At 61.4% G+C, this 26,755-nt stretch carries 30 protein-coding genes; 9 read left to right on the forward strand and 21 right to left on the reverse strand.

Annotation, left to right across the window (positions count from 1 at the left end):
- Window positions 1-12: 12 nt before the first annotated feature.
- From V8J81_RS05125 to V8J81_RS05135, 3 genes are all read right to left on the reverse strand, one after another.
- Window positions 13-1,380 (reverse strand): DUF2927 domain-containing protein, encoded by a 1,368-nt coding sequence (locus V8J81_RS05125; protein ID WP_368474671.1) that lies wholly within the window; start codon window positions 1,378-1,380, stop codon window positions 13-15.
- Window positions 1,381-1,389: 9 nt separating this feature from the next.
- Window positions 1,390-1,839 (reverse strand): GNAT family N-acetyltransferase, encoded by a 450-nt coding sequence (locus V8J81_RS05130; protein WP_368474672.1) that lies wholly within the window; start codon window positions 1,837-1,839, stop codon window positions 1,390-1,392.
- Window positions 1,840-1,992: 153 nt separating this feature from the next.
- The gene (locus V8J81_RS05135; protein ID WP_368474673.1) at window positions 1,993-2,832 is read right to left on the reverse strand and encodes an AAA family ATPase; all 840 of its coding nucleotides are present in this window, start codon (window positions 2,830-2,832) and stop codon (window positions 1,993-1,995) included.
- A gap of 230 nt (window positions 2,833-3,062) precedes the next feature.
- Here V8J81_RS05135 and dksA point away from each other — a divergent pair, with 230 nt between their 5' ends.
- Window positions 3,063-3,518, forward strand: a complete 456-nt coding sequence (gene dksA / locus V8J81_RS05140; protein ID WP_368474674.1) for an RNA polymerase-binding protein DksA — start codon at window positions 3,063-3,065, stop codon at window positions 3,516-3,518.
- Between the two features lie 65 nt (window positions 3,519-3,583).
- The gene (locus tag V8J81_RS05145; protein WP_368474675.1) at window positions 3,584-4,735 is read left to right on the forward strand and encodes an FAD-dependent monooxygenase; all 1,152 of its coding nucleotides are present in this window, start codon (window positions 3,584-3,586) and stop codon (window positions 4,733-4,735) included.
- A gap of 18 nt (window positions 4,736-4,753) precedes the next feature.
- On the opposite strand, the gene V8J81_RS05150 is transcribed toward V8J81_RS05145, so the two are convergent.
- The 8 genes from V8J81_RS05150 to V8J81_RS05185 form a co-directional block, all read right to left on the reverse strand.
- Window positions 4,754-5,494 (reverse strand): proteasome-type protease, encoded by a 741-nt coding sequence (locus V8J81_RS05150; protein ID WP_368474676.1) that lies wholly within the window; start codon window positions 5,492-5,494, stop codon window positions 4,754-4,756.
- A 57-nt stretch (window positions 5,495-5,551) separates the two neighbouring features.
- Complete coding sequence (locus tag V8J81_RS05155; RefSeq protein ID WP_368474677.1) at window positions 5,552-6,355, reverse strand: transglutaminase family protein; 804 nt, start codon at window positions 6,353-6,355, stop codon at window positions 5,552-5,554.
- A 5-nt stretch (window positions 6,356-6,360) separates the two neighbouring features.
- Complete coding sequence (locus V8J81_RS05160) at window positions 6,361-7,302, reverse strand: alpha-E domain-containing protein (RefSeq protein ID WP_368474678.1); 942 nt, start codon at window positions 7,300-7,302, stop codon at window positions 6,361-6,363.
- 4 nt (window positions 7,303-7,306) lie between these two features.
- Window positions 7,307-8,734 (reverse strand): circularly permuted type 2 ATP-grasp protein, encoded by a 1,428-nt coding sequence (locus V8J81_RS05165; RefSeq protein WP_368474679.1) that lies wholly within the window; start codon window positions 8,732-8,734, stop codon window positions 7,307-7,309.
- Between the two features lie 158 nt (window positions 8,735-8,892).
- Entirely contained in the window at window positions 8,893-9,336 is a 444-nt protein-coding gene (gene dtd, locus V8J81_RS05170) for a D-aminoacyl-tRNA deacylase (protein ID WP_368474680.1), read from the reverse strand.
- The gene (locus V8J81_RS05175) at window positions 9,333-10,259 is read right to left on the reverse strand and encodes a carbohydrate kinase family protein (protein ID WP_368474681.1); all 927 of its coding nucleotides are present in this window, start codon (window positions 10,257-10,259) and stop codon (window positions 9,333-9,335) included. The genes dtd and V8J81_RS05175 overlap by 4 nt, the downstream gene beginning before the upstream one ends.
- Before the next feature lie 90 nt (window positions 10,260-10,349).
- Window positions 10,350-11,471 carry a TFIIB-type zinc finger domain-containing protein gene (locus V8J81_RS05180; protein ID WP_368474682.1) on the reverse strand — a complete coding sequence of 374 codons (1,122 nt, stop codon included), beginning with the start codon at window positions 11,469-11,471 and terminating at the stop codon, window positions 10,350-10,352.
- A gap of 89 nt (window positions 11,472-11,560) precedes the next feature.
- Complete coding sequence (locus tag V8J81_RS05185; protein ID WP_368474683.1) at window positions 11,561-12,073, reverse strand: cytochrome B; 513 nt, start codon at window positions 12,071-12,073, stop codon at window positions 11,561-11,563.
- A 184-nt stretch (window positions 12,074-12,257) separates the two neighbouring features.
- Here V8J81_RS05185 and V8J81_RS05190 point away from each other — a divergent pair, with 184 nt between their 5' ends.
- Window positions 12,258-12,677: a GlcG/HbpS family heme-binding protein gene (locus V8J81_RS05190; RefSeq protein WP_368474684.1), complete on the forward strand. Its 420-nt coding sequence runs from the start codon at window positions 12,258-12,260 to the stop codon at window positions 12,675-12,677.
- Window positions 12,678-12,767: 90 nt separating this feature from the next.
- Here V8J81_RS05190 and V8J81_RS05195 read toward each other — a convergent pair whose 3' ends face one another.
- Complete coding sequence (locus tag V8J81_RS05195) at window positions 12,768-13,970, reverse strand: cytochrome P450 (RefSeq protein WP_368474685.1); 1,203 nt, start codon at window positions 13,968-13,970, stop codon at window positions 12,768-12,770.
- Between the two features lie 105 nt (window positions 13,971-14,075).
- On the opposite strand from V8J81_RS05195, the gene V8J81_RS05200 reads away from it, so the two are divergent.
- Together V8J81_RS05200 and V8J81_RS05205 are read left to right on the forward strand one after the other, a co-directional pair.
- The gene (locus V8J81_RS05200; RefSeq protein ID WP_368474686.1) at window positions 14,076-14,855 is read left to right on the forward strand and encodes a gamma-glutamyl-gamma-aminobutyrate hydrolase family protein; all 780 of its coding nucleotides are present in this window, start codon (window positions 14,076-14,078) and stop codon (window positions 14,853-14,855) included.
- 163 nt (window positions 14,856-15,018) lie between these two features.
- The gene (locus V8J81_RS05205; RefSeq protein ID WP_368474687.1) at window positions 15,019-15,705 is read left to right on the forward strand and encodes an LCCL domain-containing protein; all 687 of its coding nucleotides are present in this window, start codon (window positions 15,019-15,021) and stop codon (window positions 15,703-15,705) included.
- Between the two features lie 42 nt (window positions 15,706-15,747).
- Here the strand turns inward: V8J81_RS05205 and V8J81_RS05210 are convergent, their stop codons facing one another.
- The gene (locus V8J81_RS05210; RefSeq protein ID WP_368474688.1) at window positions 15,748-15,921 is read right to left on the reverse strand and encodes a hypothetical protein; all 174 of its coding nucleotides are present in this window, start codon (window positions 15,919-15,921) and stop codon (window positions 15,748-15,750) included.
- Between the two features lie 230 nt (window positions 15,922-16,151).
- On the opposite strand from V8J81_RS05210, the gene V8J81_RS05215 reads away from it, so the two are divergent.
- The gene (locus tag V8J81_RS05215) at window positions 16,152-16,859 is read left to right on the forward strand and encodes an LCCL domain-containing protein (protein ID WP_368474689.1); all 708 of its coding nucleotides are present in this window, start codon (window positions 16,152-16,154) and stop codon (window positions 16,857-16,859) included.
- A gap of 72 nt (window positions 16,860-16,931) precedes the next feature.
- On the opposite strand, the gene V8J81_RS05220 is transcribed toward V8J81_RS05215, so the two are convergent.
- The 6 genes from V8J81_RS05220 to purB form a co-directional block, all read right to left on the reverse strand.
- Window positions 16,932-18,530, reverse strand: a complete 1,599-nt coding sequence (locus V8J81_RS05220) for an ATP-dependent DNA ligase (RefSeq protein ID WP_368474690.1) — start codon at window positions 18,528-18,530, stop codon at window positions 16,932-16,934.
- A complete protein-coding gene (locus V8J81_RS05225) occupies window positions 18,527-19,408 on the reverse strand; it encodes an alpha/beta hydrolase (protein WP_368474691.1) in 882 nt (293 codons plus the stop codon). The genes V8J81_RS05220 and V8J81_RS05225 overlap by 4 nt, the downstream gene beginning before the upstream one ends.
- Window positions 19,405-20,412, reverse strand: coding sequence for a ligase-associated DNA damage response exonuclease (locus V8J81_RS05230; protein WP_368474692.1), 1,008 nt, complete (start codon window positions 20,410-20,412; stop codon window positions 19,405-19,407). The genes V8J81_RS05225 and V8J81_RS05230 overlap by 4 nt, the downstream gene beginning before the upstream one ends.
- An 87-nt stretch (window positions 20,413-20,499) precedes the next feature.
- Complete coding sequence (locus tag V8J81_RS05235) at window positions 20,500-21,579, reverse strand: FliG C-terminal domain-containing protein (protein ID WP_368474693.1); 1,080 nt, start codon at window positions 21,577-21,579, stop codon at window positions 20,500-20,502.
- 154 nt (window positions 21,580-21,733) lie between these two features.
- Window positions 21,734-21,901 carry an adenylosuccinate lyase gene (locus V8J81_RS05240; RefSeq protein ID WP_368474694.1) on the reverse strand — a complete coding sequence of 56 codons (168 nt, stop codon included), beginning with the start codon at window positions 21,899-21,901 and terminating at the stop codon, window positions 21,734-21,736.
- Window positions 21,902-21,966: 65 nt separating this feature from the next.
- On the reverse strand, window positions 21,967-23,274 hold the full coding sequence (gene purB / locus V8J81_RS05245; protein WP_368474695.1) for an adenylosuccinate lyase: 1,308 nt from the start codon (window positions 23,272-23,274) through the stop codon (window positions 21,967-21,969).
- Window positions 23,275-23,338: 64 nt separating this feature from the next.
- Here purB and V8J81_RS05250 point away from each other — a divergent pair, with 64 nt between their 5' ends.
- The 3 genes from V8J81_RS05250 (at window position 23,339) to V8J81_RS05260 (ending at window position 25,547) form a co-directional block, all read left to right on the forward strand.
- Window positions 23,339-23,686, forward strand: a complete 348-nt coding sequence (locus V8J81_RS05250) for a hypothetical protein (RefSeq protein ID WP_368474696.1) — start codon at window positions 23,339-23,341, stop codon at window positions 23,684-23,686.
- Window positions 23,683-24,090 carry a DUF6314 family protein gene (locus tag V8J81_RS05255; protein ID WP_368474697.1) on the forward strand — a complete coding sequence of 136 codons (408 nt, stop codon included), beginning with the start codon at window positions 23,683-23,685 and terminating at the stop codon, window positions 24,088-24,090. The genes V8J81_RS05250 and V8J81_RS05255 overlap by 4 nt, the downstream gene beginning before the upstream one ends.
- Window positions 24,091-24,158: 68 nt before the next feature.
- Window positions 24,159-25,547 (forward strand): hypothetical protein, encoded by a 1,389-nt coding sequence (locus V8J81_RS05260; protein WP_368474698.1) that lies wholly within the window; start codon window positions 24,159-24,161, stop codon window positions 25,545-25,547.
- A gap of 48 nt (window positions 25,548-25,595) precedes the next feature.
- On the opposite strand, the gene V8J81_RS05265 is transcribed toward V8J81_RS05260, so the two are convergent.
- Entirely contained in the window at window positions 25,596-26,021 is a 426-nt protein-coding gene (locus V8J81_RS05265; protein ID WP_368474699.1) for a hypothetical protein, read from the reverse strand.
- Window positions 26,022-26,098: 77 nt separating this feature from the next.
- Complete coding sequence (locus V8J81_RS05270; RefSeq protein WP_368474700.1) at window positions 26,099-26,737, reverse strand: class I SAM-dependent methyltransferase; 639 nt, start codon at window positions 26,735-26,737, stop codon at window positions 26,099-26,101.
- Window positions 26,738-26,755: the final 18 nt, after the last annotated feature.

Below are 26,755 nucleotides of genomic sequence, written 5' to 3' on the forward strand. Positions count from 1 at the left end.
CCGCCCTAGTGTTTATTGCCCCGGCGACAAAGCCGCCACTTCGGTCAGGCGCGCGCCAACGGCGGACTGACCGCCGAAGCCATATCGACCCCAAGCAAGGGAGTCGAGGCGGACGGAGCGGGCCTCGGATGGGCGGCCTGCATCCTCCAGCGCTTCGGCGCGGATCATCATCAGCGTCGACAGAAGCGAGGCATTCTGGGCGCGTGTTGCGGCGGGCATGGCACGTGCCGTTAGCGTCAGCGCCTCGTCCACCTGACCGGCGGAAAGGGCGAATGCGGCCAGTTGCATATCGACATGGGCCGACTGAATGCCGCCGGGTGCGACCCGGTCAAACAGGACGGAGGCTTGCTGGAACGCTTGAATCGAGGCTTCCACATCACGGCTGAGCGTCAGGCGACCCAGCGCGAAATACGCGAAAGCTGTGCGCGTGTCGTTCCAGTTCTGGTTGCGCGCCAGCCGCACGGCCCGTTCTGCCGCGGCAATGCGCGCGTTGTCAGACGATCCCGGCCCAAGTGCTGTTTCGATGGCAGATATCCACGGGCGCGGGGTTTGTGATCCGCGCCCACCGCCCTGAGCGGAGCCGCCGCGCGGGTTCAGCCGCGACAGGATGCCGGGCAGGCGGGCGGCGACCTCGCCGCGTGTGAGGCCCGATTGAAGCTCATCATCGTAGTAGGCCCTTAGGATGAGCATGTCGAAGCCGGTGAGCACGGCGTTAAAATTGTCGTCGTTGAAGACGCTATCGGAGAGGCGGTAGAGGTCGTTAAGCGGTCCAAGTGCTTGGGCGATTTCCTCGTGCAGGCAATCGCGCATCTCTTGCGGAGCGACATCGGACGGGATGAAGACGGCTACCCGTTCGCGGGTGTCGAGTGTCGTCCAATCCAGTGTCCCGCCCGAGCGGTTGCGCCGGAATTCAGCCCACGAGCTCACGCGTGGAACGACGAAGCACGCCGCCTGCGGGACAACCCGCTGCATCCGGGCACGGGGCATGGTTTCAATGGTTATGGAGGCGTCGGAGGAGACGCGGGTGATGGAAATTCCGGCCTCTGACCGGAGGCGCGCGAGAAGCTGGTCAAGATCCGCGCTCATCGAGGCGGGGACGGAGCCGGTGATGGCCACCGTGACGGGGCCTTCAAAGCGGCTCATCCGTTCGATCAGGCGACCGGATTCCATCTGAAAGCTGAGGTCGAGGAAATCAGCGGCGATGGAGGAATTGGAGCGGGAGGGCGCCTGTGCGCGGGCCTGCCCAAACGTGTTCATCGGCGGCAGCGCTTCTGGCAGCGCTGCAACGCGCCGTTCGGCCACATCGGCGCCCGTGGTGGGTGCGCAGGCGGCGAGCACAAGGGCAGCAACAGGGATCAGGCGGGACAATTTACGGAACAAGGATGCGCCTCACGCTCGGGAGTATTTCATGAAATCAGTGGGCTGCGCGACGCGGTCGTAAAGCGTGCGTGCGGTGGTGTTGGATTGCCGTGTCATCCAGTATACCGTCGGGCGGCCTGCCGCGTCGGCATCGGCATAGACCGTCTCGATCAGGGCGCGGCCCACCCCTGTGCCGCGGGCGCGGGGCAGGGCGAAGAGGTCTTGCAGGTAGGTGACATCGGCCTCGCGCCACGTATGGGCGTGCACGATGATATGGACCAGACCGATCAGCCCTTCGGCATCCTCGGCGACCCAGCCCTGCATGTTGGCGCGCGCCGGATCAAGCAGGCGGTCAAACAGCAGATCATCGTGGGCGGGGTCGATATCGGCGGCATAAAAGTCGAGGTAACCGCGCCAGAGCACGCCCCAATCGGGCCGATCCCGCCGCCCGAGGGGGCGAATGTCGAACGCTTTGGTCAAGTGGCTTGCTACCTTACCTTCGGGTGCGGCGTGGGTGTCGAAAAATGAACCTGCCGCGCAATTATGGCAGGAATCGGGCAGCGCGGTAGGGGCGGTTCACATTTGTCCCGCCGTCTGTGGCGCGCGCGCCATGGGCATCGGCAAAGACCCGCCTTAGCGCTGACCGCGCGCCATGAAGGCCAACCGTTCAAACAGCGCCACATCCTGTTCGTTCTTCAGCAGCGCGCCGTGCAGTTTCGGCAAGGCATTGGCCCCGTCGCGTCGCAAATCCTCCGGGCTGAGGTCCTCGGCCAGAAGGAGTTTCAACCAATCCAGCACTTCCGAGGTGGAGGGCTTTTTCTTCAGCCCCTGCTGTTCGCGGATCTCGTAGAATTGCGTGAGGGCCGTGGTGAGCAGGTCTTGCTTGATGCCGGGGTGGTGCACTTCGACGATCTTGCGCATCACGTCTGCATCGGGAAAGCGAATATAGTGGAAGAAACAGCGCCGCAGGAAGGCGTCGGGCAGTTCCTTTTCGTTATTGGACGTGATGATGACGATGGGCCGGATATTGGCTTTGATCGTCTCTCCCGTCTCGTAAACGAAGAACTCCATCCGATCGAGTTCCTGCAGAAGGTCGTTTGGGAATTCGATGTCGGCTTTGTCGATCTCATCAATCAACAGAACGCATTTGCCCTCGGCCTCAAAGGCCTGCCAGAGCTTGCCCTTGCGGATGTAGTTCTTGACGTCATGGACGCGTTCTTCGCCCAACTGGCTGTCCCGCAGGCGCGAGACGGCGTCATATTCGTAAAGCCCTTGCTGCGCACGGGTGGTCGATTTGATGTGCCATTCGATGATCGGCAGGCCAAGCGATTGGGAGACTTGGCGGGCCAGTTCCGTCTTGCCCGTGCCGGGCTCTCCCTTCACCAGAAGCGGGCGTTCGAGTGTGACGGCGGCATTTACCGCAACGGTCAGATCGTCGGTGGCGACATAATCCTCGGTGCCCTGAAACTGCATGGCTTTTCCCTGTGAAAGAACGGCTTTGCAGACGGGTATGGGTTGTGTCCGGGAAAGGCAAGTCGCCCGTTTGCAACGTGATTTGGGCCCTAAAAGCACGCAAAAGCTGATCAACGGAAATTCATTTCACGTGAAAGTGGAATCTTGCTTTTCTGCCCGTGACAAAGCCGCGTCGCCCGTGTAATCGGACGCCCAAGGGCTGTATGGACTTGGCAAAGAGGCGAGATTCCATGAATGACACCAGCCTCTCTGAGGGGAGCACGATGAAAGCAGAGATTTTCCTGCCGGATGACTATCGCCCGGCCGAAGATGAACCATTTATGAATGACAAGCAGCTGGAGTATTTTCGTCGTAAGCTGCTGACTTGGAAAAACGATTTGCTGGATGAGAGCCGCTCGACGGTGTCGACCCTGCAAGACGGAACGCGCAACATTCCTGACGTCGCAGACCGCGCCTCGGAAGAAACGGACCGCGCGCTTGAGTTGCGTACCCGCGACCGCCAACGCAAGCTGATCGCCAAGATTGACCAGGCGCTGCGCCGCGTGGAGGAAGGCGAATACGGCTATTGCGAAGTGACCGGCGAGCCGATCAGCCTCAAGCGGCTTGATGCGCGCCCGATCGCCACGATGAGCCTTGAAGCGCAAGAGCGCCACGAGCGCCGCGAAAAGGTTCACCGCGACGACTGACCGCTTGGCGGATCACAGACGGAAGGGGCATCCAACGGGTGCCCTTTTTCTTTGGAGGCAGGTGCGTGTTGATCGGCAAACCCATTACGGTGATTGGCGGCGGGGTCGGTGGCTTGGCCGTGGCCTTGGCCTGCGCACAGGGAGGCGCGGCTGTTACCGTGCTGGAGCAGGCCGCTGAAATTGCTGAGGTGGGGGCAGGCATTCAGGTCTCGCCAAACGGATGGGTGGTTCTAAAGGCGCTCGGCGTGGCGGAGGCCCTTTCCGCGCAATCCATCCGCTCAACCGCCGTGCGCCTGCGGGATTTCCGGCGGGGCACCGAAGTGTTTGCGATGCCGTTGACCGGCCCGTTCCACCTTGTGCACCGGGCTGACCTGATCGACGTGCTGCACCATGCCTGTCTGGATGCGGGGGTGGAGATCCGGCTGAATGCCCAGGTGGCCGAAGTAGAGGTCGATGGCGCGGTCAACAGGCTCACTTTCGCAGACGGCGGCACTGAGGATCATGGCCTGACGCTGGCCGCTGATGGCCTGAATTCCGCCGCACGCCGCGCCTTTAACCCACGCTCCAAACCGTTCTTCACGGGCCAGGTCGCGTGGCGTGCCACCCTTCCGGGCCGCGATCTGCCGCCTGAGGCGCATGTGTTCATGGGCCCGGGCCGCCATCTTGTCCGTTACCCGCTGCGCGGCGGCGTGTTGACCAATATCGTGGCCGTGGAAGAGCGTGACCAATGGGCGGTTGAGGATTGGGCGCACCTAGATGACCCAAAGAACTTGCGCGCGGCGTTCACCGATTTCTGCCCGGAGATCAGAGACTTGCTGGCCGATGTTCAAGCCCCAAACCTCTGGGGCCTGTTCCGGCACCCGGTAGCGAAGATCTGGCATTCGGACAACCTCGCGCTTCTGGGCGATGCCGCTCATCCCACCCTTCCGTTCCTAGCCCAAGGGGCCAATCTTGCACTGGAGGATGCATTTGTGCTGGCGCGCTGTCTTTCGGACGAGGCAGAGACCAGTAAAGCGCTGGCCGCTTATGCAGGCTTGCGCAAACCGCGCGCCTTGCAGGTGATCGAGGCGGCCAATGACAATGCCACGAATTACCACTTGCGGCCCGGTCCCCTGCGCTTTGCAGCGCATTCGGCGCTGCGCCTTGCCTCACGCTACGCGCCGCATGTCGTTGCGAACCGTTACCGATGGATCCACGCCTACGATGCGACGCGGTAGGCGACCGGGGTGTAATCCCTAGTCGAGGGAATAGTCCGGGAGGGTATCGAACGCCTCTCTCAACTTTTCGCCCCAACCCGATGAAATTTCGGCAAAAAATGCATCATCCGCTTCGATGCGGCGGACAGGTCCGTGACGGAAGCTCTCAGTCGCATAGAGGTGCAGATCAAAGGGCATCCCGACGCTCAAATTCGCCTTGATGGTGGAATCGAAGCTCAGCAGGAGGAGTTTGACGGCCTCTTCAAAGCGCATCTCAGGGTCGTAGGCGCGCACGAGGATGGGCTTGCCATATTTTGTCTCACCAATCTGGAAGAACGGCGTGTCATCGCAGGCCTCGACGAAATTACCCTCAGGATAGATCAGGAACAGGCGCGGCTCACCGCCCTTGACCTGTCCGCCAAGGATCAGGGTCGCGCCGAATGGGCTGTCGGCTTGCGGGCCTTCCAGCCCGGATTGCTGGGAAATCACTTCGCGCAGCGTCTCACCCACCAGCTTGGCGACCTGAAACATGGAAGGCGCTTCAACGATCGAGAGCGTGCCGCGTTCTTCAGCCGGTAGGGCGCGCTCATTCAGCAGGCTGACCACGGCCTGCGTTGTTGCCAGATTTCCCGCCGTCATCAGGGTGATGGAGCGTTCGCCCGGAACCTCCCACTGGAACATCTTCTTGAAAACGCTGATATTATCGACGCCTGCATTGGTGCGGGTGTCCGACATGAACACCAGCCCGCGGTTCAACTTCATCCCGACGCAATAGGTCACGGCCCGATCCCCCAGATCCCGTTGCGGTGTCTATAGCACCGCTTGCTTAACGTTGGTTTACTGCTGTGCCACCTGAATGTCGACGGCCATGGCTTCCCCTTCCGCGCCGTAATGAAGGCCCGAGATCGGTGCGGCCTCCGCATAGTCCAGCCCAGTGGCCACGCGGACGTAGCGCGGGTCGGGTGAGATGCCGTTGGAGATGTCGAAGCCGACCCAGCCTAGGCCGGTCACATGGGCCTCTGCCCAAGCATGGCTGGCGTCCTGATGCACGCGGTCATTCATCATCAGGTAGCCCGACACGTAGCGTGCCGGGTGTCCAAGGGCGCGGGCGGCGGCCAGGAAGATATGGGTGTGATCCTGACAAACGCCTGCGCTTGTTGTCAGCGCTTGCTCAGCGGTTGTGCCGGCCTGGGTGCGGCCAATCTCATACGGCACGGCGCTGAGGATGCGAGCCGAAAGGGCGTGCAGACGGGCCACGTCTTCGTCCACATCTTCACGGAGGCCTTTGATCAAGGCGCGGACACCTTGCCCCGCACTGGTCAGGTCGGTGGACCGTTGGTAAAACCACAACGGCGCGAAGCCCGCATGTTTGCCGATCAAACCGGCATTGTCGGCGGTCTCGACATTGCCTTGGCAGGTGATCGTCACATCCGTTGCGCCGGGCGACAGCGAGACAAGGGTCACTTCGTTGCGGTGCTGATCTGTGAAGCTGGTCTCAACCTTGCCGCCTTGCACGGCCATCTGCCACGATCCTACGGATTGGCCGTTATGGTTCTTGGGCGTCAGGCGCAGTTGTTGCAGCCCGTAGGTGGCGGGGGCGGCGAAGCGGTAGGTGGTGGTGTGCTGGATGGAAAGTTTCATGGCCGTCATCCGAGGAACCTGAAATCTTGTTCGATCTGGCCACCGATCCGGCCTAGATCGCTCAGGAACTCAGTCAGGAATTCATGGAGCCCGTCTTCGAACACATCGTCGATGGTGCCGTGTTGCAGGCGCGCCTGGAGCACGTCGATCTGATCGTGGCAGGCGTAGCGCTGGCCATAGCTTTCCTCAAGATAACTGAGGTTTGAGCCGATCTTGCGGACGGAAAAGCGTAAGCTGCGCGGCATGCGTCCGTCGAAGATGAGGAAATCCGCAATGCCTTTGGGGGTGATGTCGCCTTGCGTCAGCCAGCGGTACGCACGGGCCCCAGCCACGGACCGCAGGATCGTTTCCCACTGCACGTTGTCGAGGTTTGAGCCGATCTGCGTAACCGACGGCAGCAGGACGTAGTATTTCACATCAAGGATGCGGGCCGTGTTGTCGGCGCGTTCAAGGAAGGTGCCAAGGCGGCAGAAATCGAAGATATCATTGCGCAGCATGGTGCCGTGCATGGCGCCGCGCACGAGGGCGGAGTGCTGGCGGATGCTGTTCAGGACCTCGGGCAGATGTTTGGGTGCGACGGGACGGGCGAGGGTTTCTTTCAGGCCCATATAGGCGTCGTTAATCGCCTCCCACACCTCACGGGTGAGCGCGGTTCGGGTCAGCCGCGCATTCTGGCGCGCATTGGCAATGGCCGAGAGGACGGAGGACGGATTGTCCTTGTCGCGCAGAAGGAAGTCGATGGCCTTGGCCTGCTCCACATCGCCGTGTTTGGCCGCGTAAAGCTGATCCACGGCCGCGGTTTGCAGGACGGAGTGCCATTCATCATCCGATCCAGCGGGCCGGGTCAGAGCGATGCGAAAGCCAGTTTCGATCAGGCGCGCGGTGTTTTCCGAGCGTTCGAGATAGCGGAAGAGCCAGAAGAGGCCGCCTGCGGTTTTGCCTAGCATTGCGTCACTCCTCCAACACCCAAGTGTCCTTGGTGCCGCCGCCCTGGGAGGAGTTCACCACAAGGCTGCCTTCCTTCAGTGCCACGCGGGTGAGCCCACCGGGCGTTAGCGTGATCTTGTCGGGGGACATCAACACGAATGGCCGCAGATCGACGTGGCGCGGGGCGAGGCCCTTGGCCGTGAGGATAGGGCACGTCGACAGCGCCAAGGTGGGCTGAGCGATGTAGTTCGAGGGCTTGGCCTCTAGCTTTTTGCGGAACGCCTCGATCTCCTTCTTGGAGGCTGCCGGGCCCACAAGCATCCCGTATCCGCCAGACCCATGAACCTCTTTCACGACCAGATCGGCGAGGTTGTCGAGGACGTATTTCAGCGCCTCTGGCTCGGAACAGCGATGGGTTGGCACGTTTTGCAGGATCGCTTTTTCGCCGGTGTAGAACTCCACGATATCAGGCATGTAGCTATAGATCGCCTTGTCGTCGGAGATGCCGGTGCCGGGCGCATTTGCAATCGTGATCCCGCCCGCGCGGTAGACATCCATGATGCCCGGCACGCCAAGCATGGAGTCCGGGTTGAAGTTCAGCGGATCGAGGAAATCATCATCGACGCGTCGGTATAGCACGTCGATCGCCTTGTAGCCTTCGGTCGTGCGCATCGCGATGCGCCCGTCAACAACGCGCAGATCATGGCCTTCGACCAATTCCACACCCATCTGATCGGCAAGGAAGGCGTGTTCGAAATAGGCGGAGTTGTGGATGCCGGGTGTCAGCACCGCCACCGTGCATTCACCCTCGCAGGCAACAGGTGAGCAGGCAGCGAGCGAGCGGCGCAGGCTGGTCGGGTAGGTGCCGACGGGTTGTACCTTGATGCGGCTGAACAGCTCCGGGAACATCTGGAGCATCGTTTCGCGGTTCTCCAGCATGTAGCTGACGCCGGAAGGGGTGCGGGCGTTATCCTCCAGCACAAAAAACTCGTCCTCGCCTGTGCGCACCAGATCGGTGCCGGCGATATGGGTGTAGACGCCACCGGGGGGCGAGACGCCGATCATCTGGGGCAGGAATGCCTCATTCTGGTCGATCAACTCGCGCGGGACACGGCCAGCGCGCAAGATCTCTTGGCGGTGATAGATGTCATAGAGGAACGCATTGATCGCGCGGACGCGCTGTTCGATGCCTTTGGTCAGCTTCGCCCATTCACGGGCCGAGATAATGCGAGGCACGATATCGAACGGGATCAGGCGTTCATCGGCCTCGGCCTGGCCATAGACGTTGAAGGTGATGCCTGTCCGGCGAAAGAAGCTTTCCGCGTCGCTGGATTTCTTGCGCAGATCCTTGAGATCTTCGCCGTTGAACCAGGTCGAGTATGCGCCGTAGGGCGCGCGTGGGTCCGGTTGCCCGGCGGTCATTTCGTCGAAAAATCGGCTGTTGTCGGTCATGTATCCTCCCGCCCTCAACGCTAACAGACGAGGTTCTGAGCGAAAGGGCCAGTGATTTCAGGTGAAATCGCAGTGGCTTGGAGGGAGGATGCCCAATTATTGTGCAAAATGCGTGGAGCGGATTTCCGCGAAATCCACACGGAATGTGCGGCATTCCGTTACGCTGCGGTGTCCATCCAAAGAGTGACGGGGCCATCATTGACGAGGCTGACCGCCATGTCCGCGCCGAACTGACCGGTCTCCACCGGGATGCCGAGCCCGCGAAGGGCTTCTGCGAAATGCAGATACAAACGCTCACCGTCTGCTGGCGGTGCGGCGTTCGAGAAGCCCGGGCGATTGCCGCGGGAGGTATCGCCGGCCAGAGTGAATTGGCTGACAACCAGCGCAGAGCCGCCCACATCCACCAATGAGCGGTTCATCTTGCCGTGATCGTCCTTGAAGATGCGCAGCTTGGAGATCTTGGCGGCGAGTTTGTCGCCCTCGGCCTCCGTATCGCCCTGCATCGCGCAGATCAGAACCAACAGGCCGGGGCCGGTTTGGCCGATTAATTCCCCCGCAACCTCAACCTTCGCCTCGGTGACGCGTTGGATCAGCGCCCTCATGCAAGCTCGTCCAGACGCGGCGGGTTTGCACCCGCGCGGCTTACGGTGATGGCGGCGGCTTTGACGCCAAGGGTCATCGCCTCGCGCAGCGTCTCTTCGGTCAAACCCTTGCGGATCATGCCTTTATCGAGCGCGCCTGCCTGTGCGAGGCCCGCCAGAACGCCGCCGTTGAATGTGTCACCGGCACCGACTGTGTCGACAACCTCGACCATGTGCGCGTCGACATGAACCTCGCCGCCTTCAAAATACGCCGTCACCCCGTCGCCGCCTTGGGTCACCAGCACAAGGGCCGGACCCTTGGCCAGCATCTGTTCGGCCAGCATTGGAATGCCGTGATCGCCCAACAGCCAGTGCAGATCCTCATCCGAGGCCTTGATGACGTCACAAGCCGCCAGCATCCGGTCCATCCGGGCACGGAAGCGGGCCTCATCCTTGATGAAGCTGGGACGAATGTTGGGGTCCATCATCACGACATGGCCCTGGCTCGCGCGTTCGGCCATCTCAGCATAGGCTTCTGCACAGGGTTCCACGGCAAGCGAGATGCCGCCAAAGAAGCAAGCCTTCGCGGCTTCCGGGATCGCGGGCAGGTCCGATGCGGTCAGCATCCGCCCGGCGGTGTTCTCATCATAGAAGGCATAGCTGGCCTGGCCGTCAGTCAGCGTCACAAAGGCCAAGGTCGTGGGCCGGTCTGAGCGGTGGGCGAGCGCCGAGCCAACGCCATTGGCCATCATGACGCCTGCCAGCCGTTCGCCGAAGAGGTCAGTGGAGAGGCCAGTGAAGAATTCTACCGTTTGGCCAAGGCGGGCCAAGGCCACGGCGGTGTTGAAGACCGATCCGCCGGGATAGGGCGCAAAGGCGGCTTCGCCTGCCTCCGTCTGGCGGGGCAGCATGTCGATCAGGGCTTCACCGGCGCATAGGATCATTGTGGACCTCCCTCAGTCGCGCGCCTTGTTAGCGGTAACGCGGCGAGGAGGGAAGTCGGGAAACGGCGGCTCGGCTGCGGAGAGGCCCGATCAGCGGTCCATCACCTCAAGCCCGTAGAACACCGCTGCACCGATGGCGATCGCAGCCACAACGGCGATGGCAATCTTGATCGCACTCCAAGGCCGCTCCCCCTGCACCTTGCCGGATTGGGCGTTGACCACGAAGCGGTAGGATTTGCCGCGATATTTGTAGGCCGCGATCCAGACCGGCAGCAGGATGTGCTTGAAGGTGGTCTTATCGACATGGGTGTTCATCGCATCGATCCGCTGTGCGTCTCCGCCAATGTCGCGGCGAATGTCGCGCTGAATCTGCGCATCCATGATCTGGCGTGCCTCCACCATGCCTTCGTCGAGTTCGACCGTGTAGCCCTCGGCCCGGAAACCGGACAGAAATTCGGGGCGATACTCGGCAAGGCCGGACAGATCCCAAGGGGCCAGCGCATCGGTGTAGCGCTTGGGCAGGGATTTCGAGGCCAGAACGAGGATGTCGTCGAAGAACCGGCTCACGCGGCCCGAGACGCGAGTCCAGCGGATGCGACGTTCCTGGCGTGGTTTGCCATCGGGGCCGTTGACGGTGACGTAGTATGCTGTGCCGCGCTGGCCGCGGTAATTGGTGTCTGTGTCCGCGTCATAGGTCCAGTAAGGGACGTAGATGCCGTTCAATTCACGCCCCTGACGGGCATATTCCTTCAGGCCGTTGGGTGCGAACCAGAGGCGGCCAAGCCAATCTTCCATGGCTTTGTGCGCCTCGCGTTCCTCAAGCTGGAACGGCACGAGGCCCTTTGGCTTGATATGGCGGTGGGTGCCGGTGTCTGTAACAACAGGCGTGGCGCAAAACGGGCAATCCTGGCTGTGCACATCGGCATCGAATTGAACCTGCGCGCCGCAGGACGGGCATTGGGAGACGCGGGTTTCCTCGATCTCCACATTGTCCATCTGGCCGCGCAGAGCGGCCTCAAAATCATTCTCAACTAGACCTTCGCCACCTTGATCGGGAGGCACTTCGATCGCTTCCTCGTTGCCGCAATGGTCACAAACCATTTTGCCCTCGGTCGGCGCATAGCGCATGTCCGAGCCACAGTTGGAGCAGGGAAAGCGGTGTTCGTCTTCGGGGCGGGCGGTCTCAGGCTCTTGGTCAAAGGTATCGGTCATGGAAGGGGTCTTTTGCGCGAATGAAGGGTGCAGTCACCATTTCGCGACTGGCCGCGTAACTCAAGCAAGGAAAACCGGATGTTTGCGGGTTAGAGGAACCGATGCAGAGCGCGCGGGGCCATGATGCGCAAAGCATTGTCGCGCAAACTGACATGTCGCCAGATGTGAAAGGCGGCATGGGCCAGCACGATCAGGGCAAGGGCATAGAACTGGTAAATGTGGAGCCATGAGACGATGGCGTGGGCTTGCGGCAGGTTCAGGGGCGGGGCGATGGGCAAGAACCCTCCGGCATGAAGCACAACGGCAGAGGTCAGGCCAAGGCCAAACCCGCCAGGGGCCACCAGAAACAGGCCCCAGATCAAGACCTTGTGCAGAATTGGATGAACCCGGCGCGCGACGGGCGGCAATTTCGGACCCGGGCGGGAGGCGAGGCCCTTTTGCAAATGTGAGCCTGTCCAGATCAGCGCCAGTGTCACAAAGATCAGCCCGTTTATGGAATGGAGTTGGAACCAACCCGGCCCCATGCGCCGCAAGGCATCGGGGTCTGCGAACAGGAACCAGATGAAAAAGGGGATGATCCCCCAATGCAGCCACTTCAGCACGGTCCTCCGGTGCGGAAGGCGAATTCTCATCGTGGATGCAGTGGCGGACATGAACGCTCCATCTATTGGGGTCAGTGTAGTCACGGGCCGCTTGCGCGGAAAGTTTCATCTGCGCTTGCGTTGCACAGAGGGGCAGCGTGCGAGAGAAGGGGGCAAAGCAGTCTGGCACCAAGGAGAACCGGCTATGATCACACTCGACCAAGCCCGCGCCATCATTTCCACAGCCCGCGCCAAAGGCCGCGAAATGGACCTCAAGCCGTTATCGGTTGTTGTGTTGGATGCAGGCGGCCATGTCCTCGCGTTCGAGCGCGAAGATGGCGCGGCCCCGGGGCGGTTCGAGATTGCGCAAGGCAAGGCCTATGGTGCCGTGATGCTGGGAATGCCCGGCAGCGCCCAGATGGCCCGAGCCGAGGCGCAGGCCTATTTCATGGCCGCTGTGAACGGGGTCTACGGCGGCAAAGTTGTACCTGTGCCGGGTGGCGTGCTGGTAATGCGGGATGGCGTTGTGCAGGGCGCTGTTGGTGTGACAGGCGACACGTCCGACAATGATGCCGAGGCCGCCGTCGCGGGCATTGAGGCTGCGGGATTTGAGGCGTCGGCCTGAAGGTGCAAGCCCGGGGGGGCGCTGCCCCCGTCTGTCCGCAGGCGGACAGCCTCCCCCGAGGTTTTTCTGGCAGGATGAACGTGCGCGGGCCTAGAGGATGAGCTTGACGGAAGCTGGCGCGCGCAGGCCGGGGCGGCGCAGGTAGCTCGGTGTTTCTGCCAATTGTAGGTCGGGATGGCGCGCGAAAAGGCGGTCGAGCGCGATGCTGGCCTCAATCCGTGCCAATTGCATACCGAGGCAGACATGCGGGCCGAAGCCGAAGCCAAGATGCGCATTTGGTTTGCGGTCGGGCATAAAGGTGTCCGGCGCTTCGAAGCGGGCCGGATCGTGGTTGGCGGCCAATAGCAGGGGGGCCACCATCTCACCCTTCTTGAGCGGGGCGCCGAGGATATCGGTATCTTCCGCTGCAAACATCATCTTCGTGGTCATCACGGGCGAGACGTGGCGCACGAATTCTTCGATCAGAAGGTGGCGCGTGTCCGGGTTGGCCTCGAAGTGGGCCCGTAGTTCAGGGTCGCTCGCCAGACCGACAATAGCCGCATTGATGAGGTGTACAGTGGTCTCATGGCCTGCGAGAAACAGCAGCAGCACCATTGAGAGCAGTTGATCTTCGGTCAGTCTTTGTCCGTCGTCCTCCGCGTGCACCAGAGCGGAAATCAGCCCTGGGCCGGGCGCCGCGCGGGCTTGCGCAAACATCTCTCGAAAGTCTGCCAGCACTCCGCGTAGGCGGAGAACGGCGTAGATCGCCTTGAGCGGGTTCGTCACGGAACTGAGCGGCGCGATGCGGCGGGTCAGTGCCGCCTGCCGATCTTCCGGGATGCCCAGAAGGGTGCAGATCGCAAGAAAGGGCAGGGGGCGGGTGTAGTGTTTGACGATATCGACTTGGCCGGATGGCGTTTCGTCGAGCAGTCGCTCCGCCAGTGACGTCAATTGCGGGCGCAGGTCTTCGATCGTGGCGCGGGCAAAGGCCAGTTCTACCAAGCGGCGCATCTGGCGGTGGGCGGGATCGTCCATCACGATCATTGTATCAAGCAGCGGCTTGAAGAAGCCCGGCATCCACCAAAACCGCTTGGCCAGCGGTTTGCCGGTGATCGGCCCCGGATCACGCCGGAAGAGATCGGGGTTTTTCAGAAGGGTCCGCGCGCCTGCATCGCTGGTTGTCATCCAGATCTGACCCACAATCGGGATTTTGACCCGGACCAGCGGCCCCTCGGCCCGCATTTGGGCCAGCATCGGCGCCGGATTGGCCAGAAAGTCAGGATCGTTGAGGCGGTAGACCATTTGAATGCCCATTTTCGCGTCATGTGCGCAAATGCGCCGCGACCTGCGCGCGGCCACGCCTTTTCCTTCGTGCGCTTGAGGGTTAGGTAAGGTTCCAACTGCATTATTGGAAGAACCATGCCCCGCCCCGTTATCGGAATTATCGGAAATCATTATCTCATCAATGATGAGTATCCGACCCATGCGGGCGGCACCATGAATTCTGAGGCCGTGGCCGAGGTGTCAGACGGATTGCCGATGATCATCCCCTCTGATCCGCGCTTTGTGGACGTGGATCATCTGCTTGAGGTCTGCGATGGCTTTTTGCTGACCGGTGGACGGCCCAATGTACACCCCGAGGAGTACGGTGAAGATTACACAGACGCCCATGGCATGATGGACCGCAACCGCGATGCGGTGGCGCTTTCGCTGGTGCGGGCCTGTGTTGAGCGGGGGCAGCCGTTTTTGGGCGTCTGCCGCGGCTTCCAAGAGGTCAACGTCGCGATGGGTGGCTCCCTCTACCCCGAAATCCGCGACCTGCCGGGGCGCATGAACCACCGCATGCCGCCCGATGGCACGATCGAGGAGAAATTCGCCCTGCGCCATGAAGTGACGTTTGGTGAGAATGGACCGTTTCACCGGCTGATGGGTGCGCAAACGGTGATGACAAACACGCTGCATGGGCAGGGGATCAAGGTGCCCGGGCCGCGCGTTGTGATTGATGGCCATGCGCCGGATGGGACGCCCGAGGCGATCTACATTGCCGATGCGCCCGGCTTTACGCTGGCGGTGCAATGGCATCCGGAATATCGCGCGGCGGATGATCCGGTGTCGCGCCCGCTTTTTGCGGCCTTTGGCGAGGCGGCGCGCGCATGGGCCTCCGGCGGCCGCCCTGTCGCCGTCAGTGATGTCGCCTGATCCGCGCCGATAAGGCTTGCCCCGCGACATTTGATTGATGCAGGCTATTGCGCATGAAACGGCAATAGGCGCGGCTTATGCGTCTTCCCTTTGCCGTGAGATTGCGCCCGCTTGGGTTCGTGTAATCGAACGGGGTTGCTGTCGATTGAAAGGCTCATTTCCCATGATTTTGAAACATTTCAGTACCTCATTGGCCGCATTGGCCTGCCTCACTGCACCCGCATTTGCCGATTGGGGGGCGAACCTGATCACGCTGGGGGCAGATGCGCCCGGCTCAACGGGCAGCGTTGAATGCGCCGCTGGCGGCGTGTCCGGCGCGGTTTGGGGCACGGGGACCTATACCTCCGACAGCTCAATCTGCACGGCTGCAGTCCATTTCGGCTGGATCACTCAGGCGGAGGGCGGGACCGTCAGCTTCCGCCAGGTTGCGGGCATGGATGCCTATCAGGGGACTGAGCAGAACGGCGTGACCTCGTCTGACTACGGAACCTGGGGGTCAAGCTTCCAGATCACCGGGGCCGAGCCACTTGCCGGCGCGCCTTCGCACACGCCGATTGACTGGAGCACCAGCCTTGATGCTGCCGGGATGGGCGACGATGCCGGTGCGTTGCACAGCTTCCTCTGCCCGCCGGGCGGGAATGCGAATGCCACGATCTGGGGCACGGATGTCTATACCTCGGACAGCCCGATTTGCGTCGCGGCCGTGCATCGCGGATTGTTGGACACAGATGCGGGCGGCGTTGTGACGGTTTTGGTTCTGGGAAATCAGCCCGCCTATACCGGTTCGGCGCGCAACGGTGTCACGTCCACAGACTACCCGTCATGGGATCGCAGCTACGCCTTCCAGTAAGGCATAGTCAGGCCCCGGCGCAGCATTGCCGGGGCCATCTCTTCAGGTCTGTTTTGCGCCGCGCATTTCCTTGATGTGCAGGCGGATCTTATCCCACTTCCGGCTCTCGGCAGTATTCTGCGCATCGCGGGCCTTTTGGGCAGCTTCGGCTTCGGCCTTGTCGCCATGTGCGGCGTACAGGGCATGGGCGTATTGAGTGATATCGCTTTGAAGCATCTTCCAAATCCTCCAGGTCAGGGGTTCGGGAGCTGTAGTATAGCATTTTGGCGCAGAATTTGCAGGCCCGGTGGGCGACCGACATCCCAAGCAGCGATATGGGTAATCTCCCCCAGTGTTCGGGCAGGGGGTGCTTTGTAGGGTTTGGTCATACCGCAGATAACGCGGTCGCACTCGAAACCCCTTCAGCCCGGCGCAAGCCGGGACATTGCATTACGAAAGACAAACCAATGATTAAAACTGCCCTTCTTACCACTGCCACCCTTGCGACCCTGACCCTTGGTGCAGGCGCTGCACTGGCCGACTCGCCACCGATCCCGCAGGCCGCTTGGGCCGCGTCCCCGGATAGCTTGAACCTGAATTCCCATGGTGGCCGCATCACGCATCTTTGCACGCCCGGCGGGGCGGCCCACACGATCTGGGGCGCAGGTGATTACACCTCTGACAGTTCGATCTGTACGGCAGCTGTTCATGCAGGCCACATCAATTTCCACAATGGTGGCCGCGTGGTTGTTGAGATCAACCAAGGCCGTTCGTCTTTCAATGGCGCAACCTGGAATGGCGTGACGTCGCAAAGCTATGGCCAGTGGCCGCGCAGCTTTCGGATTGTGGGGGCGGAGTTCGTCCAACCGGCCCCCGTCATCGGCGCGAGCACCAACCTGATCGATCTTGGCATCGCGGGGCAGGCGGGCTCGGTCCATTCCTTCGTTTGCCCGCCCATCGGCAACACCCCGTCGACGATCTGGGGCGACGGCGTCTACACGTCCGATAGCGCGATCTGCGTGGCCGCTGCCCATGCGGGTGTCATGCCTCGTTCGACGGGTGGCCGCGTTTCAATCACGGTCAGCGGTGGACGGTCCAGCTATGGCAGCGCACACCGCAACGGGATCCCATCGCAGCCTTATGGCAGCTGGGGCGCGTCCTACAGCTTCCGCTGATCCAACACCTGATCCATTTCAATCATCATCCGCCGCGCGAGGGACCCTTCGCGCGGCAATTTTTGCGCGGGCTCAGCCATATTGCGCGAGCATCTGGTTCAGATCGTCGAGCGTGTTGGCCTCCTGCAAAGGCTTGTCCTTGCGCCAGCGGGCCATGCGGGGAAAGCGAAGCGCGACGCCGGATTTATGGCGGGGGCTGGCCTGAATGCCCTCAAAGGCGATTTCAAAGACATGGTGCGGTTTGACGGCACGCACCGGCCCGAAACGATCAGTGGTGTTCTTGCGGACCCAAGCGGTGATCTCGCGGAATTCCTTATCTGTCAGGCCGGAATAGGCCTTAGTGAAGGGCACCAAATCATTGCCGTTCCAGACCGCGAAGGTGAAATCGGTGTAAAGCGTCGCCCGCCTGCCAGAGCCTGCCTGCGCATAGATCATCACTGCGTCGATGGTCAGCGGATCGACCTTCCACTTCCACCAATCGCCCTTCTTGCGGCCGGCGAGGTAAGGCGCGTTGAGACGCTTGAGCATCAACCCTTCCGCGCCGATATCGCGACTGATCGCGCGGGCCTCAGCCAATCCATCCCAGTCATTTGCATCCACGCGGGGGGAAATTCGGAGGGGTAGGTCAGAAGGCAGGGCCGTGATGGCCTCCTCAAGGATCGCGCGGCGGTCGGCCAATGGTCTCTGGCGCAGGTCCGCGCCCTGCCATTCGAGCAGGTCATATGCCATCAGAATGCAGGGCGCCTCGGCCAACAGCTTTTTCGGCACGGTTTTACGCCCGATGCGGGGCTGCAGCTTGTTGAAGCTGAGCGGGGCCTCCGCCGCGCGATCGTAAGCCAGAACCTCACCATCCATGACAGTGCCCGACGGCAGGAAATCCACGAGCTGCGCGAATTCCGGGAAGCGGTCCGTCATCAACTCTTCACCACGAGACCAGAGGTAGCGTTCGCCCCCGCGCAGAATAAGCTGACCACGAATACCATCCCATTTTCTCTCTGCCAGCCAGTCGCTTACGTCGCCAAGTTCATGTGGTTCCTGCTCCAGCTGATAGGCAAGGTAGAATGGATACGGACGGCTCAGGTCGGCGGTGGGATCAGGCGCTTCGATGAGGCTTTCCCAGCTGACATTGTCTGGCGACCAATCGCCCATCAGGCGGTGGGTCAGCTCGGCCTCTTCGATGCCCGTCGCCTTGGCGAGCGCCCGCGTCATCAGCTTTTGGCTGACGCCCATGCGCCAGCCGCCGGTGATGAGCTTGTTGAACACGAACCGCTCAATCGGCGGCAGACCGTCCCACGCCTCGAGGATTGTGGCCTTGCGCACGTCTTCTTCCGCATTGTCCAGGCCCCGCAGGGTGGCGATCCAGCCGCTGAGGCTTTTTTCGATGCGGGCCTTCGGCTCGGGCAGGACCAGAGCAATGGTTTCAGACAGGTCACCGACCACAGGGTAGCAAGCCTCAAACAGCCAAAGCGGAATGCCCGCGCGCTCAGCCGCCCATTCGCGCAGCTTCGTCGTGGTGATCGCCCGGCGGGGACGGCGACCCGACAGGAGCGCGATGGTCCATATCTTGTCGTCTTCGGGTGCCGTGGCGAAGTAATCGGCCAAGGCGGCCGTTTTCACGCTGGTTTTTGTGGTCTGATCCAGCGCAGTGAAAAGGGCGGCAAAGTCCTTCATGTGTGGGATTTGATGAAACGGGCGAGCTCCGCAATGGCGCGATCGGCAACTGGCATGAGCCCTGCGTGAAGGTGCCAGACATGCATCAACCCGGGCCATAGATCGAGCGTGGCATCGTCCATCGCGTCCACGATACGGGCACTGTCTTGGGCCAAAGCCTCCCCTTCGGCTGCCTGGATCAAGGTGGGGGGCAGGCCGGTCAGATCACCCAAAAGCGGAGATATGATTGGGTTGGTTCGGTCCAGACCGGGTAGATAGGCATCCTTGATCCGCGCGGGCCATTGCGGGGGAATGAGAAGCTCATTGCTGGCACCTTCAAACCGTTCCTCCACCTCACCGGAAAGATCAGCGACAGGTCCGATCAGGATTGCGCGCTTTGGCAACGGCAGGCCGGTGTCGCGCGCATGTTGCAGGACGGACAGGGCGAGGCAGCCGCCTGCGCTGTCGCCGCCTATAGCCACGGGGGGTGTTCCTGCCTCGACCAGCCGTTCATAGGCCGCGATGACATCCTCGCGCGCGGCGGGGAAGGGGTGTTCCGGTGCCAGCCGATAGAGTGGCGCGTAGGCGCGCAGACCGGCGGCTTTGGCGAGTGCTCCGATCAGTGGCGCGTGTGTGCGGGGAGAGCCGATGGTGAAACCGCCGCCGTGGATGTAGAGGATCACCGGCGCGTCGCGGTTCACCCCATCGGGGCGAAACCACAGGCCGTCCTGCTTGTCGCGGATCGGGAACATGCCCGAGGGCATCTTACCGCCAAGACGCGTGCTGATGGCGAAAAGCACCCGCAAGATGCGTTGCGGTCCAATAAACCGCAGGACGGCGCGTTCGAGTGTGCGAGCTTGGAACACAAAGAAACGATCAATTGCGCCAAGGTCTTTCATGCGGCGTTTTCCTCAGCTTCATCAAGGTCTTCGCCGCCAAACTCGGTCTGGACGATGCCCGCGTCATAGCCTTGCTCGGAAAGCCATTGGCTGAATTGTGCGGTGTAGCCGTGGGTCACGAAGACGCGCTCGGCCCCTGTTTGAGCGATGGCCCAGTTCAGACCCTTCCAATCTGCGTGATCGCTGACGACAAAGCCCCGGTCGGCCGCCCGACGGCGTCGGACCCCACGAAGGCGCATCCAGCCGGAGGCAAAGCCGGTGGAGACCGCACCAAACCGTTTCATCCACGCCGAGCCAAGGGCCGAGGGTGGGGCGAGCACGATGGCATTGGGATGGCTTTTGGCGTCGACGCCATCCACGACATGCACCGTTTCAGGCAAAGAAAGCCCCTGACCGCGCAGCACGTCGTTCGTGGCCTCGACCGCGCCATGTGTCAGGATCGGGCCGATGGACGGGTCTAGCAGTCGTAGAATGCGTTGTGCTTTGCCAAGCGCGTAAACACCCAGAACCGCACGCTTGCCGTCAGACACACATTGCCGCCACCAGTCGTGCAGATCGCGGGCGAGGACGTCTTGATGGGGCCAATCGTAGATCGGTAGACCAAAGGTGCTTTCAGTGATGAAGGCATGGCATTTGACCGGTTCGAACGGCTCACTCAACCCATCGTCGATCACTTTATAGTCGCCCGAAGCGACCCAGACCTCACCCCCGACTTCAACGCGGATCTGGGCGGAGCCGGGCACATGGCCCGCTGGATGAAAGCTGATATTTGCATCGCCAATGCGGTGCGTGACACCATAAGGCGTTGTTTCCACGCGGATATCGCCAAGGCGGTGACGCATGACAGGGGCTGCTGCATCGGTCGCCATATAGGCCCCCATTCCGGGGCGGGCATGGTCGGAATGGCCGTGCGTGATCAGCGCGCGAGGCACTGGGCGCCAAGGGTCGATATAGGCATCGGCGGCGGGGCAATAAATGCCCGCTTCGGTGAATTCCAGAACCATAAGGTCCAAGATAGGGCCTTAGACCCGCCGGGGCGAGGGGGTGGTTGCCCTGATTGGACCGGTCCGTGCTTCAAAGCGACGGAGTAGTTAGTCCTCCGGCGGCAGCAACGTGATTTCGCCCTCTGCCTCAAGCTCCCGGATGGAGGCAATCACTTCGGCCATGGCGGCCTCCCCCTCTTCGGGTTTGGGGGCGTTGCGCGCATCGGCATCGTCGCGCATCTGCTCGGCCAAGCGTTTCGACATGTTTTCCAACAGGAATTCCACAGTCAGCGGTGCCGCTCCCTTGCCTGCCGCTAGCGCGGTGACGGCAGTATCGCCGTCGACCTTGCGCATGATCAGGGGCACATCCGCAGGCTCCACCCGGGCCGGAATGTGGGGGAAGGCAAAGATCGATTTGCGCACTTCGGCTGCAAACGGCTCATCCCGGGCTTGTAGCCCTTCCAGCATACGGTCGCGGGCCTCTTGCGGTGTGGCGTTCAGGATCGCGCCGACGCGTTCGGCGGCGGCCTTTTCAAACGCGTTGACCGGCGCGGAATCCAGCACCCCGGCCAGATGCAAACCGATGCGTTCGACCAAGTCGGGCGTAATGGTCTCCGTCAGGGCCATGGAATGGGCAAGAATGTCCGAACGTTCAGCCGGAAGCTCCCCCAATAATTCAGCCGCCTTTGCCACGCCAAGCTTAGAGAGCAGGACCGAGCAGACCTCAGCGCTTTCACTGCTTAGCAATGGGCGCAACCGCTCCACCGGTTGGCGGGAAATCCGCGCCCAAGGATCGGTGGTGTCGGTCCGTTCAGCCGCCGCGCGCAATTTACCCAAGGCACCCGGTGCCAGATAGGGTTCCAGCAGCTCGACCGTCTCGGACAAATCGCGCGGGAAGCTCAGCGCCAGGTTGTCGATCTGCCGGGTGAATTCCTGCACCACTTCCGCAAGCGTCGGTTTGTCGACATTGCCAAGCGCGGCAATTGTATGGGCTAGGTTGTTCTGGTCTTCGGGAGGTAATTTACTGACCCCAAGCGACACCCCATGGCCCAGAAGCAGCCGGACAATCACGGCGGCCTTCTGTTTCTTGCTCAAACGGCGCGGGGTGACATCGACCATGCGAACGTCGCTGTCGATCTCGCCATCAAGCACGATGGTGGAATTGTCCGCGGCAAAAGGCTGTTGCATGTCAGGCGCCCCATTTCGAAACCCGGGGTCTTGCCTAAGGCCTGCGCGTTAAAAGAACGTAAGAGCGAGCGGCAAAGCCTGCTCAAATTTAACGAAAAAGGACCAGGGCAGTCACCCTGACACCGGTCCTTCATCTCAGTGAACGCGTTGCCGTTTAGCTGGAGGCGACGGCGACACAAGTCATCGACGCAGCATCCCACGTCGTGCCGTCGGCGCAGCTGATCGCGGCCTCTTGGCTTCCGTGGTCCCACATGCATTGGGCTTGCGCCATCATCGGCACCAGCATCAGTACCGAGGCGGTCAGAAGGGTCTTGATCGTCATATCGCGCGCTCCTGTTTCAAATCCTTGCACCTGAAAAGCTAGCACGGGTTGACCCTAGGTCAAAATCAACTCTCGCCAAAGACCCGCGCGAAGATCGTATCGACATGCTTGGTGTGATAGCCCATGTCGAATTTCTCGCGGATCGCGTCTTCGCCAAGGGCGGCAACCACTTCGGTGTCGGCCAAAAGAAGCTCTTGAAAATCAAGGCGTTCCTCCCAGACTTTCAGCGCGTTGCGTTGCACCATCGCATAGGCATCTTCGCGGCTGACACCGGCTTGGGTCAGGGCCAGAAGCACGCGCTGTGACATCACGAGACCTGGGAACTTGTTCATGTTCTCCAGCATGTTCTCGGGGAAGATCAGCATCTTCTCAACCACGCCCGCCAGCCGGTTCAGCGCGAAATTCAGTGTGATGGTGGCGTCGGGTCCGATCATCCGCTCGACCGAGGAATGCGAGATGTCGCGTTCATGCCAGAGCGCCACGTTTTCCATCGCGGGAACCACGGCCATGCGCACCAGACGGGCGAGGCCGGTGAGGTTTTCGGTCAGAACCGGGTTCTTCTTGTGCGGCATAGCGGAGGAACCCTTTTGCCCCATTGAGAAGAACTCCGCCCCTTCCAACACTTCGGTGCGCTGCATATGGCGGATTTCAACGGCGATGTTTTCGATGCTGCTAGCGATCACGCCGAGCGTTGCAAAAAAGGCGGCGTGGCGGTCGCGGGGGATCACCTGCGTCGAAATCGGCTCAGGCTCCAGCCCCAGCTGCGCGCAGACATGCTCTTCAACGCGCGGGTCGATGTTGGCGAAGGTGCCCACGGCACCGGAAATCGCGCCCGTGGCGATCTCGGCCCGGGCCGCCTGCATCCGGGTCTTGTTGCGGTCCATCTCGGCATAAAAGCGCGCGAAGGTCAGGCCCATCGTGGTCGGCTCGGCATGGATCCCGTGGGAGCGTCCAACCCGCAGCGTATTCTTGTGCTCCATTGCGCGGGTCTTCAGCGCCGCGAGCACACGGTCCAGATCGGCGAGCAGGATGTCTGCTGCTCGGACCAGCTGCACGTTCAGGCAAGTGTCGAGCACGTCGGAGGAGGTCATCCCCTGATGCACGAACCGTGCCTCTTCGCTGCCCACATGTTCTGCCAGATGGGTCAGAAAGGCGATGACATCGTGCTTGGTGACGGCCTCGATCTCATCAATCCGGGCCACGTCGAATTCGACGTCCTTTGCCTTCCACACGGCCTCCGCATTCTCACGCGGGATCACGCCCAGATCGGCCATGGCATCGCAGGCATGCGCTTCGATCTCGTACCAGATGCGGAACTTGGTGGCGGGTTCCCAGATATCGGTCATCTCGGGGCGGGAATAGCGGGGGATCATGGGCTTGCCTTTCCGTGGCTCTTTCGGCTGTCTGATAGGCGGATCACTTGAAGGGAACAAGGCGATGCGGGCAATTCTGGGCACAGTAGCACTGTCGCTGATCGTCGCGGGCACCGCGGACGCGCAAGACTGGATCTTGATGAATGGCGATGAGATTGCGGAGGTGCTGACCGACCGGTCCGTCACCTACGACAATGGTGCGACGCAGCGTTTCTTCGCCTCTGGCCGCACGCTTTACACCCATGGCGAACCAAGCTGGGGATCGTGGGAGGTGCGCGGAAACGAGTATTGCTCGCTCTGGCCGCCGTCACCGACCTGGGATTGCTACGTAGTGCAAAGCGCCAACCCCGATGAAATCGTGTTTCTGGATGATTTCGGCAACCGCTTTGAAGGCCGGATCGTAGTGGAATGATCACCCTCTCGGATCTGGAAGGGCGCTGGCACCTGTCGCGCGTGATCGAGGATGCGCGGGCGGGTATCACCGGGCGGCTGGAGGGGGAGGCCGTCTGGCGCCCTGACGCGGACGGGCTTGTTCAGGAAGAGGTCGGGCTGCTGAACTATGGCGATGCCCCGCCGATGCAAGCCTCGCGCCGGTATCTCTGGCGGTCCCGCGGCGGTGAAATCGAGGTGCTATTCGAAGATGGCCGGGCCTTTCACACCTTGCCCGATGCAGGGGCTGAGGCCGTGCACCATTGCGACCCGGACCTGTACCGCGTGACCTATGACTTCGCGTTGCCAGGTGCCTTTACGCAGGTCTGGCGCGTCACCGGCCCGCGCAAGGACGCGGTGCTGGCAAGCCGCTTCACGCGCCTCTAAGGGAATCCTTGCCTCAAAGCGGCCAAGCCGTGAAGCTGGCTGCATTTGACTGACTGGAGATTGCCCAAATGTCCGTTTTCCGTGCTTTGCCCTTGGCCCTCTGCCTTTCTTCGCCCGCCACGGCGCAAGAGGCGTTTACGTGGTACTACGACGCGCTTTACCCAATCGACCCCAACTCAGCCCAGTTGAACCTTGTTGCGACGCAAGCAGGTTTCGGCCCCGACACCCCCGAAGGACGCTTGCCGGGCGGTCTGATCTGGGCGCGGTGCTTGCCTTTCGTCGACGGTGGCAATGTGAGCCTCAGGTTTGACGCCTTCCCCGTCGCGGCACTGGCCGAGGATGAATATGCGTTTCAATTGAACGACGGCGCAGGCACGGTTCTGACCCTGCAAGGGCCACTGATTCCGCGTGGGCTGAATGAGCCGACCGGCGGGCTCGAGGTTCTTGTTGACCATGACGGCCCGGAAATGGCCATGCTGTCGTCCGCGCCCATCCTGACCTATGGAATTGTCGGTTTCACCGATTTTCAATTGCCGTTCGACCTGTCCGCGAACCAATCCTATGTCTCTGATTTTGCACAGGATTGCGGAGATCTGACCGAGACACTGAATGCCTACCCTCCAGCACCGGAGACGCCTGTTGCGCAAGTGCTGACGCCAGAGCTTGGCCCGGACATTTCGGGTCACGCGTGGACCCGTCTGACTCTGGTGGATGAATTCGACCCGGCCAACACCATCGTCAGCATGTCCTATGCCGTTCCAGAAAGTGATGACGTTCTCATTGCAGGCGAATGCGTGCTGGGGCAGGGCGATCCCTTTGTCTTGTTACAGATCGCCGCCGACGTTGCGGGTTTGCAGAACGGCGATCCCGTCGATCTTCGAGTGCAAATTCCCGACGGGCGGAGCGCGGTCCTTCAAAGCAACGTTATAGGGATCGGCGTGGAATTCGGCATCGGCGGTGTGGAGTACATTGCAGACATCTCTGATCCAGCCTGGCTTGTCATTGCGGGCGACCGGACCGTGCGATTTGACCGGCCCGAAACGGGGGCAGGGGTGACAATTGACGGAAATGGACCCAACACAATTGGGCCGTTCCTGGCCGATTGTGCCGAGGCCATGCAACTCACACCGGAAAGTGGCGGGCGTCCAAGCACACCCATCGACCCGCAACCCGGTTTTCTGGCGTGCGACAACTTTGGCCGCGTCGCCTCACGCGATACCGGCACCGCGCAAGTGGTGAATTTTATTAACAGCACGGACGCATTCCGCGCGCTCACGTGGATTGATCCGGCGGGTACGGTCGTGGATATCACAGCGCTCAATCCCGGGCAGGCCTCCGCGTTCACCACCGATCCCGGCCATGTCTGGATGGCGACCGATGGGCCTGGAAATTGCATGGAGATGATGCAGGTGCCCGCCGGAACCACCGATTATCGCATGACGGTCATTTCGCAGTAGTGACACGAAATCAAAGATTTACGGAGTAAGCCTCATGTGCTGACCGACCTAATTGTCCGCTTGCTTCGCGTCCTCGCTCTGAGCGATTAGTCGGTCTGCTTTCTTTCGCACAAGGACAGACCGCAGGTCATGCATCGCAAGCAAAAGCCGATCTGTGACGTCGTCCAGATCTTCGTCGCTGGCCCGGCTTTGCGCCCATTGTGTGGTCAGGTTCAGATAATCTACAGCGCGGTGAATATCGTCGATATCGCGTTCGGCCAGAACGGCGCGCCGCTCTTCCATCCAGTCCGCGATGACCGCGCTTTCTTCGTCGTTGAGGACATGGTCGCCATGGGGTTTGACGTTGCCGTTGCGGATGTTGACCACCGCGATTTCATCCATTTCGATCCGGCGTTGCCGGTTCTCGGTCGACACCCGAAAAACTGCCGCGCCGTTTTCACGGATGCGGAAGTAATAGTCGGGAAGTTCCGTCATGGGCTGGACCTGCTGCGCGCCTTAATTCATTAACAGGGACCATCCTGCCAAAGCGCGCAGCCGTCAACCCGTGGGGCCTAGGGTTTGCAGGCGACGATGAAATGCGACGGCATTTTGCGCGGGTAATCGCCCGTTTCCACAATCTCAAAACCGGCCTTTGTGATCATCCGTTCCAACGCACTGACCTTGAAGAACTGCACGTCAGACGGGGCTTTGCCAACCAAGCGCAGCAGGCCAACGAGCGGGCCTAAGAACCAACGTTTTCCAGCCATGCACGGCGTCTTGGAAATGAACCGCCCACCGGAGGGGAGTTGCGCATAAGCCTGCCGGATCGCAGCCTCCGGCTCCGCAAGCAGATGCAGCAGGTTAAAGGCGAGGATTGCGTCGAAAGGGCCATCAAGGCCCGGATCGCCGACCACACCCTGGACAGGCGACACGTTCGTAACGCCCGTATCCCAGACCTTTTCTTTCCCGATTGCGATCATCTCCGACGAGATGTCGGAGGCTGTGATATGTTCAACGTCCGGCGCCAGCAAAAGCGCGGTGGAGGAAGTGCCGCAGCCTATCTCAAGCACTCGGTCGGTTGCGTGTAGGTGGACCCGCGTGCGTGTCATCGTAGTTTCATAAGCCGCCATATCGCTGATCTTGCTTTGCGCGTATTTGCGGGCGGCGCCGTTCCAGAATGCGGCATCGGTTGTTTGGGTCATGGCGGTCATTCCGGCCTCCTTTGCGAG

The sequence above is a fragment of the Gymnodinialimonas sp. 202GB13-11 genome, assembly GCF_040932485.1.
Lineage (GTDB): Bacteria > Pseudomonadota > Alphaproteobacteria > Rhodobacterales > Rhodobacteraceae > Gymnodinialimonas > Gymnodinialimonas hymeniacidonis.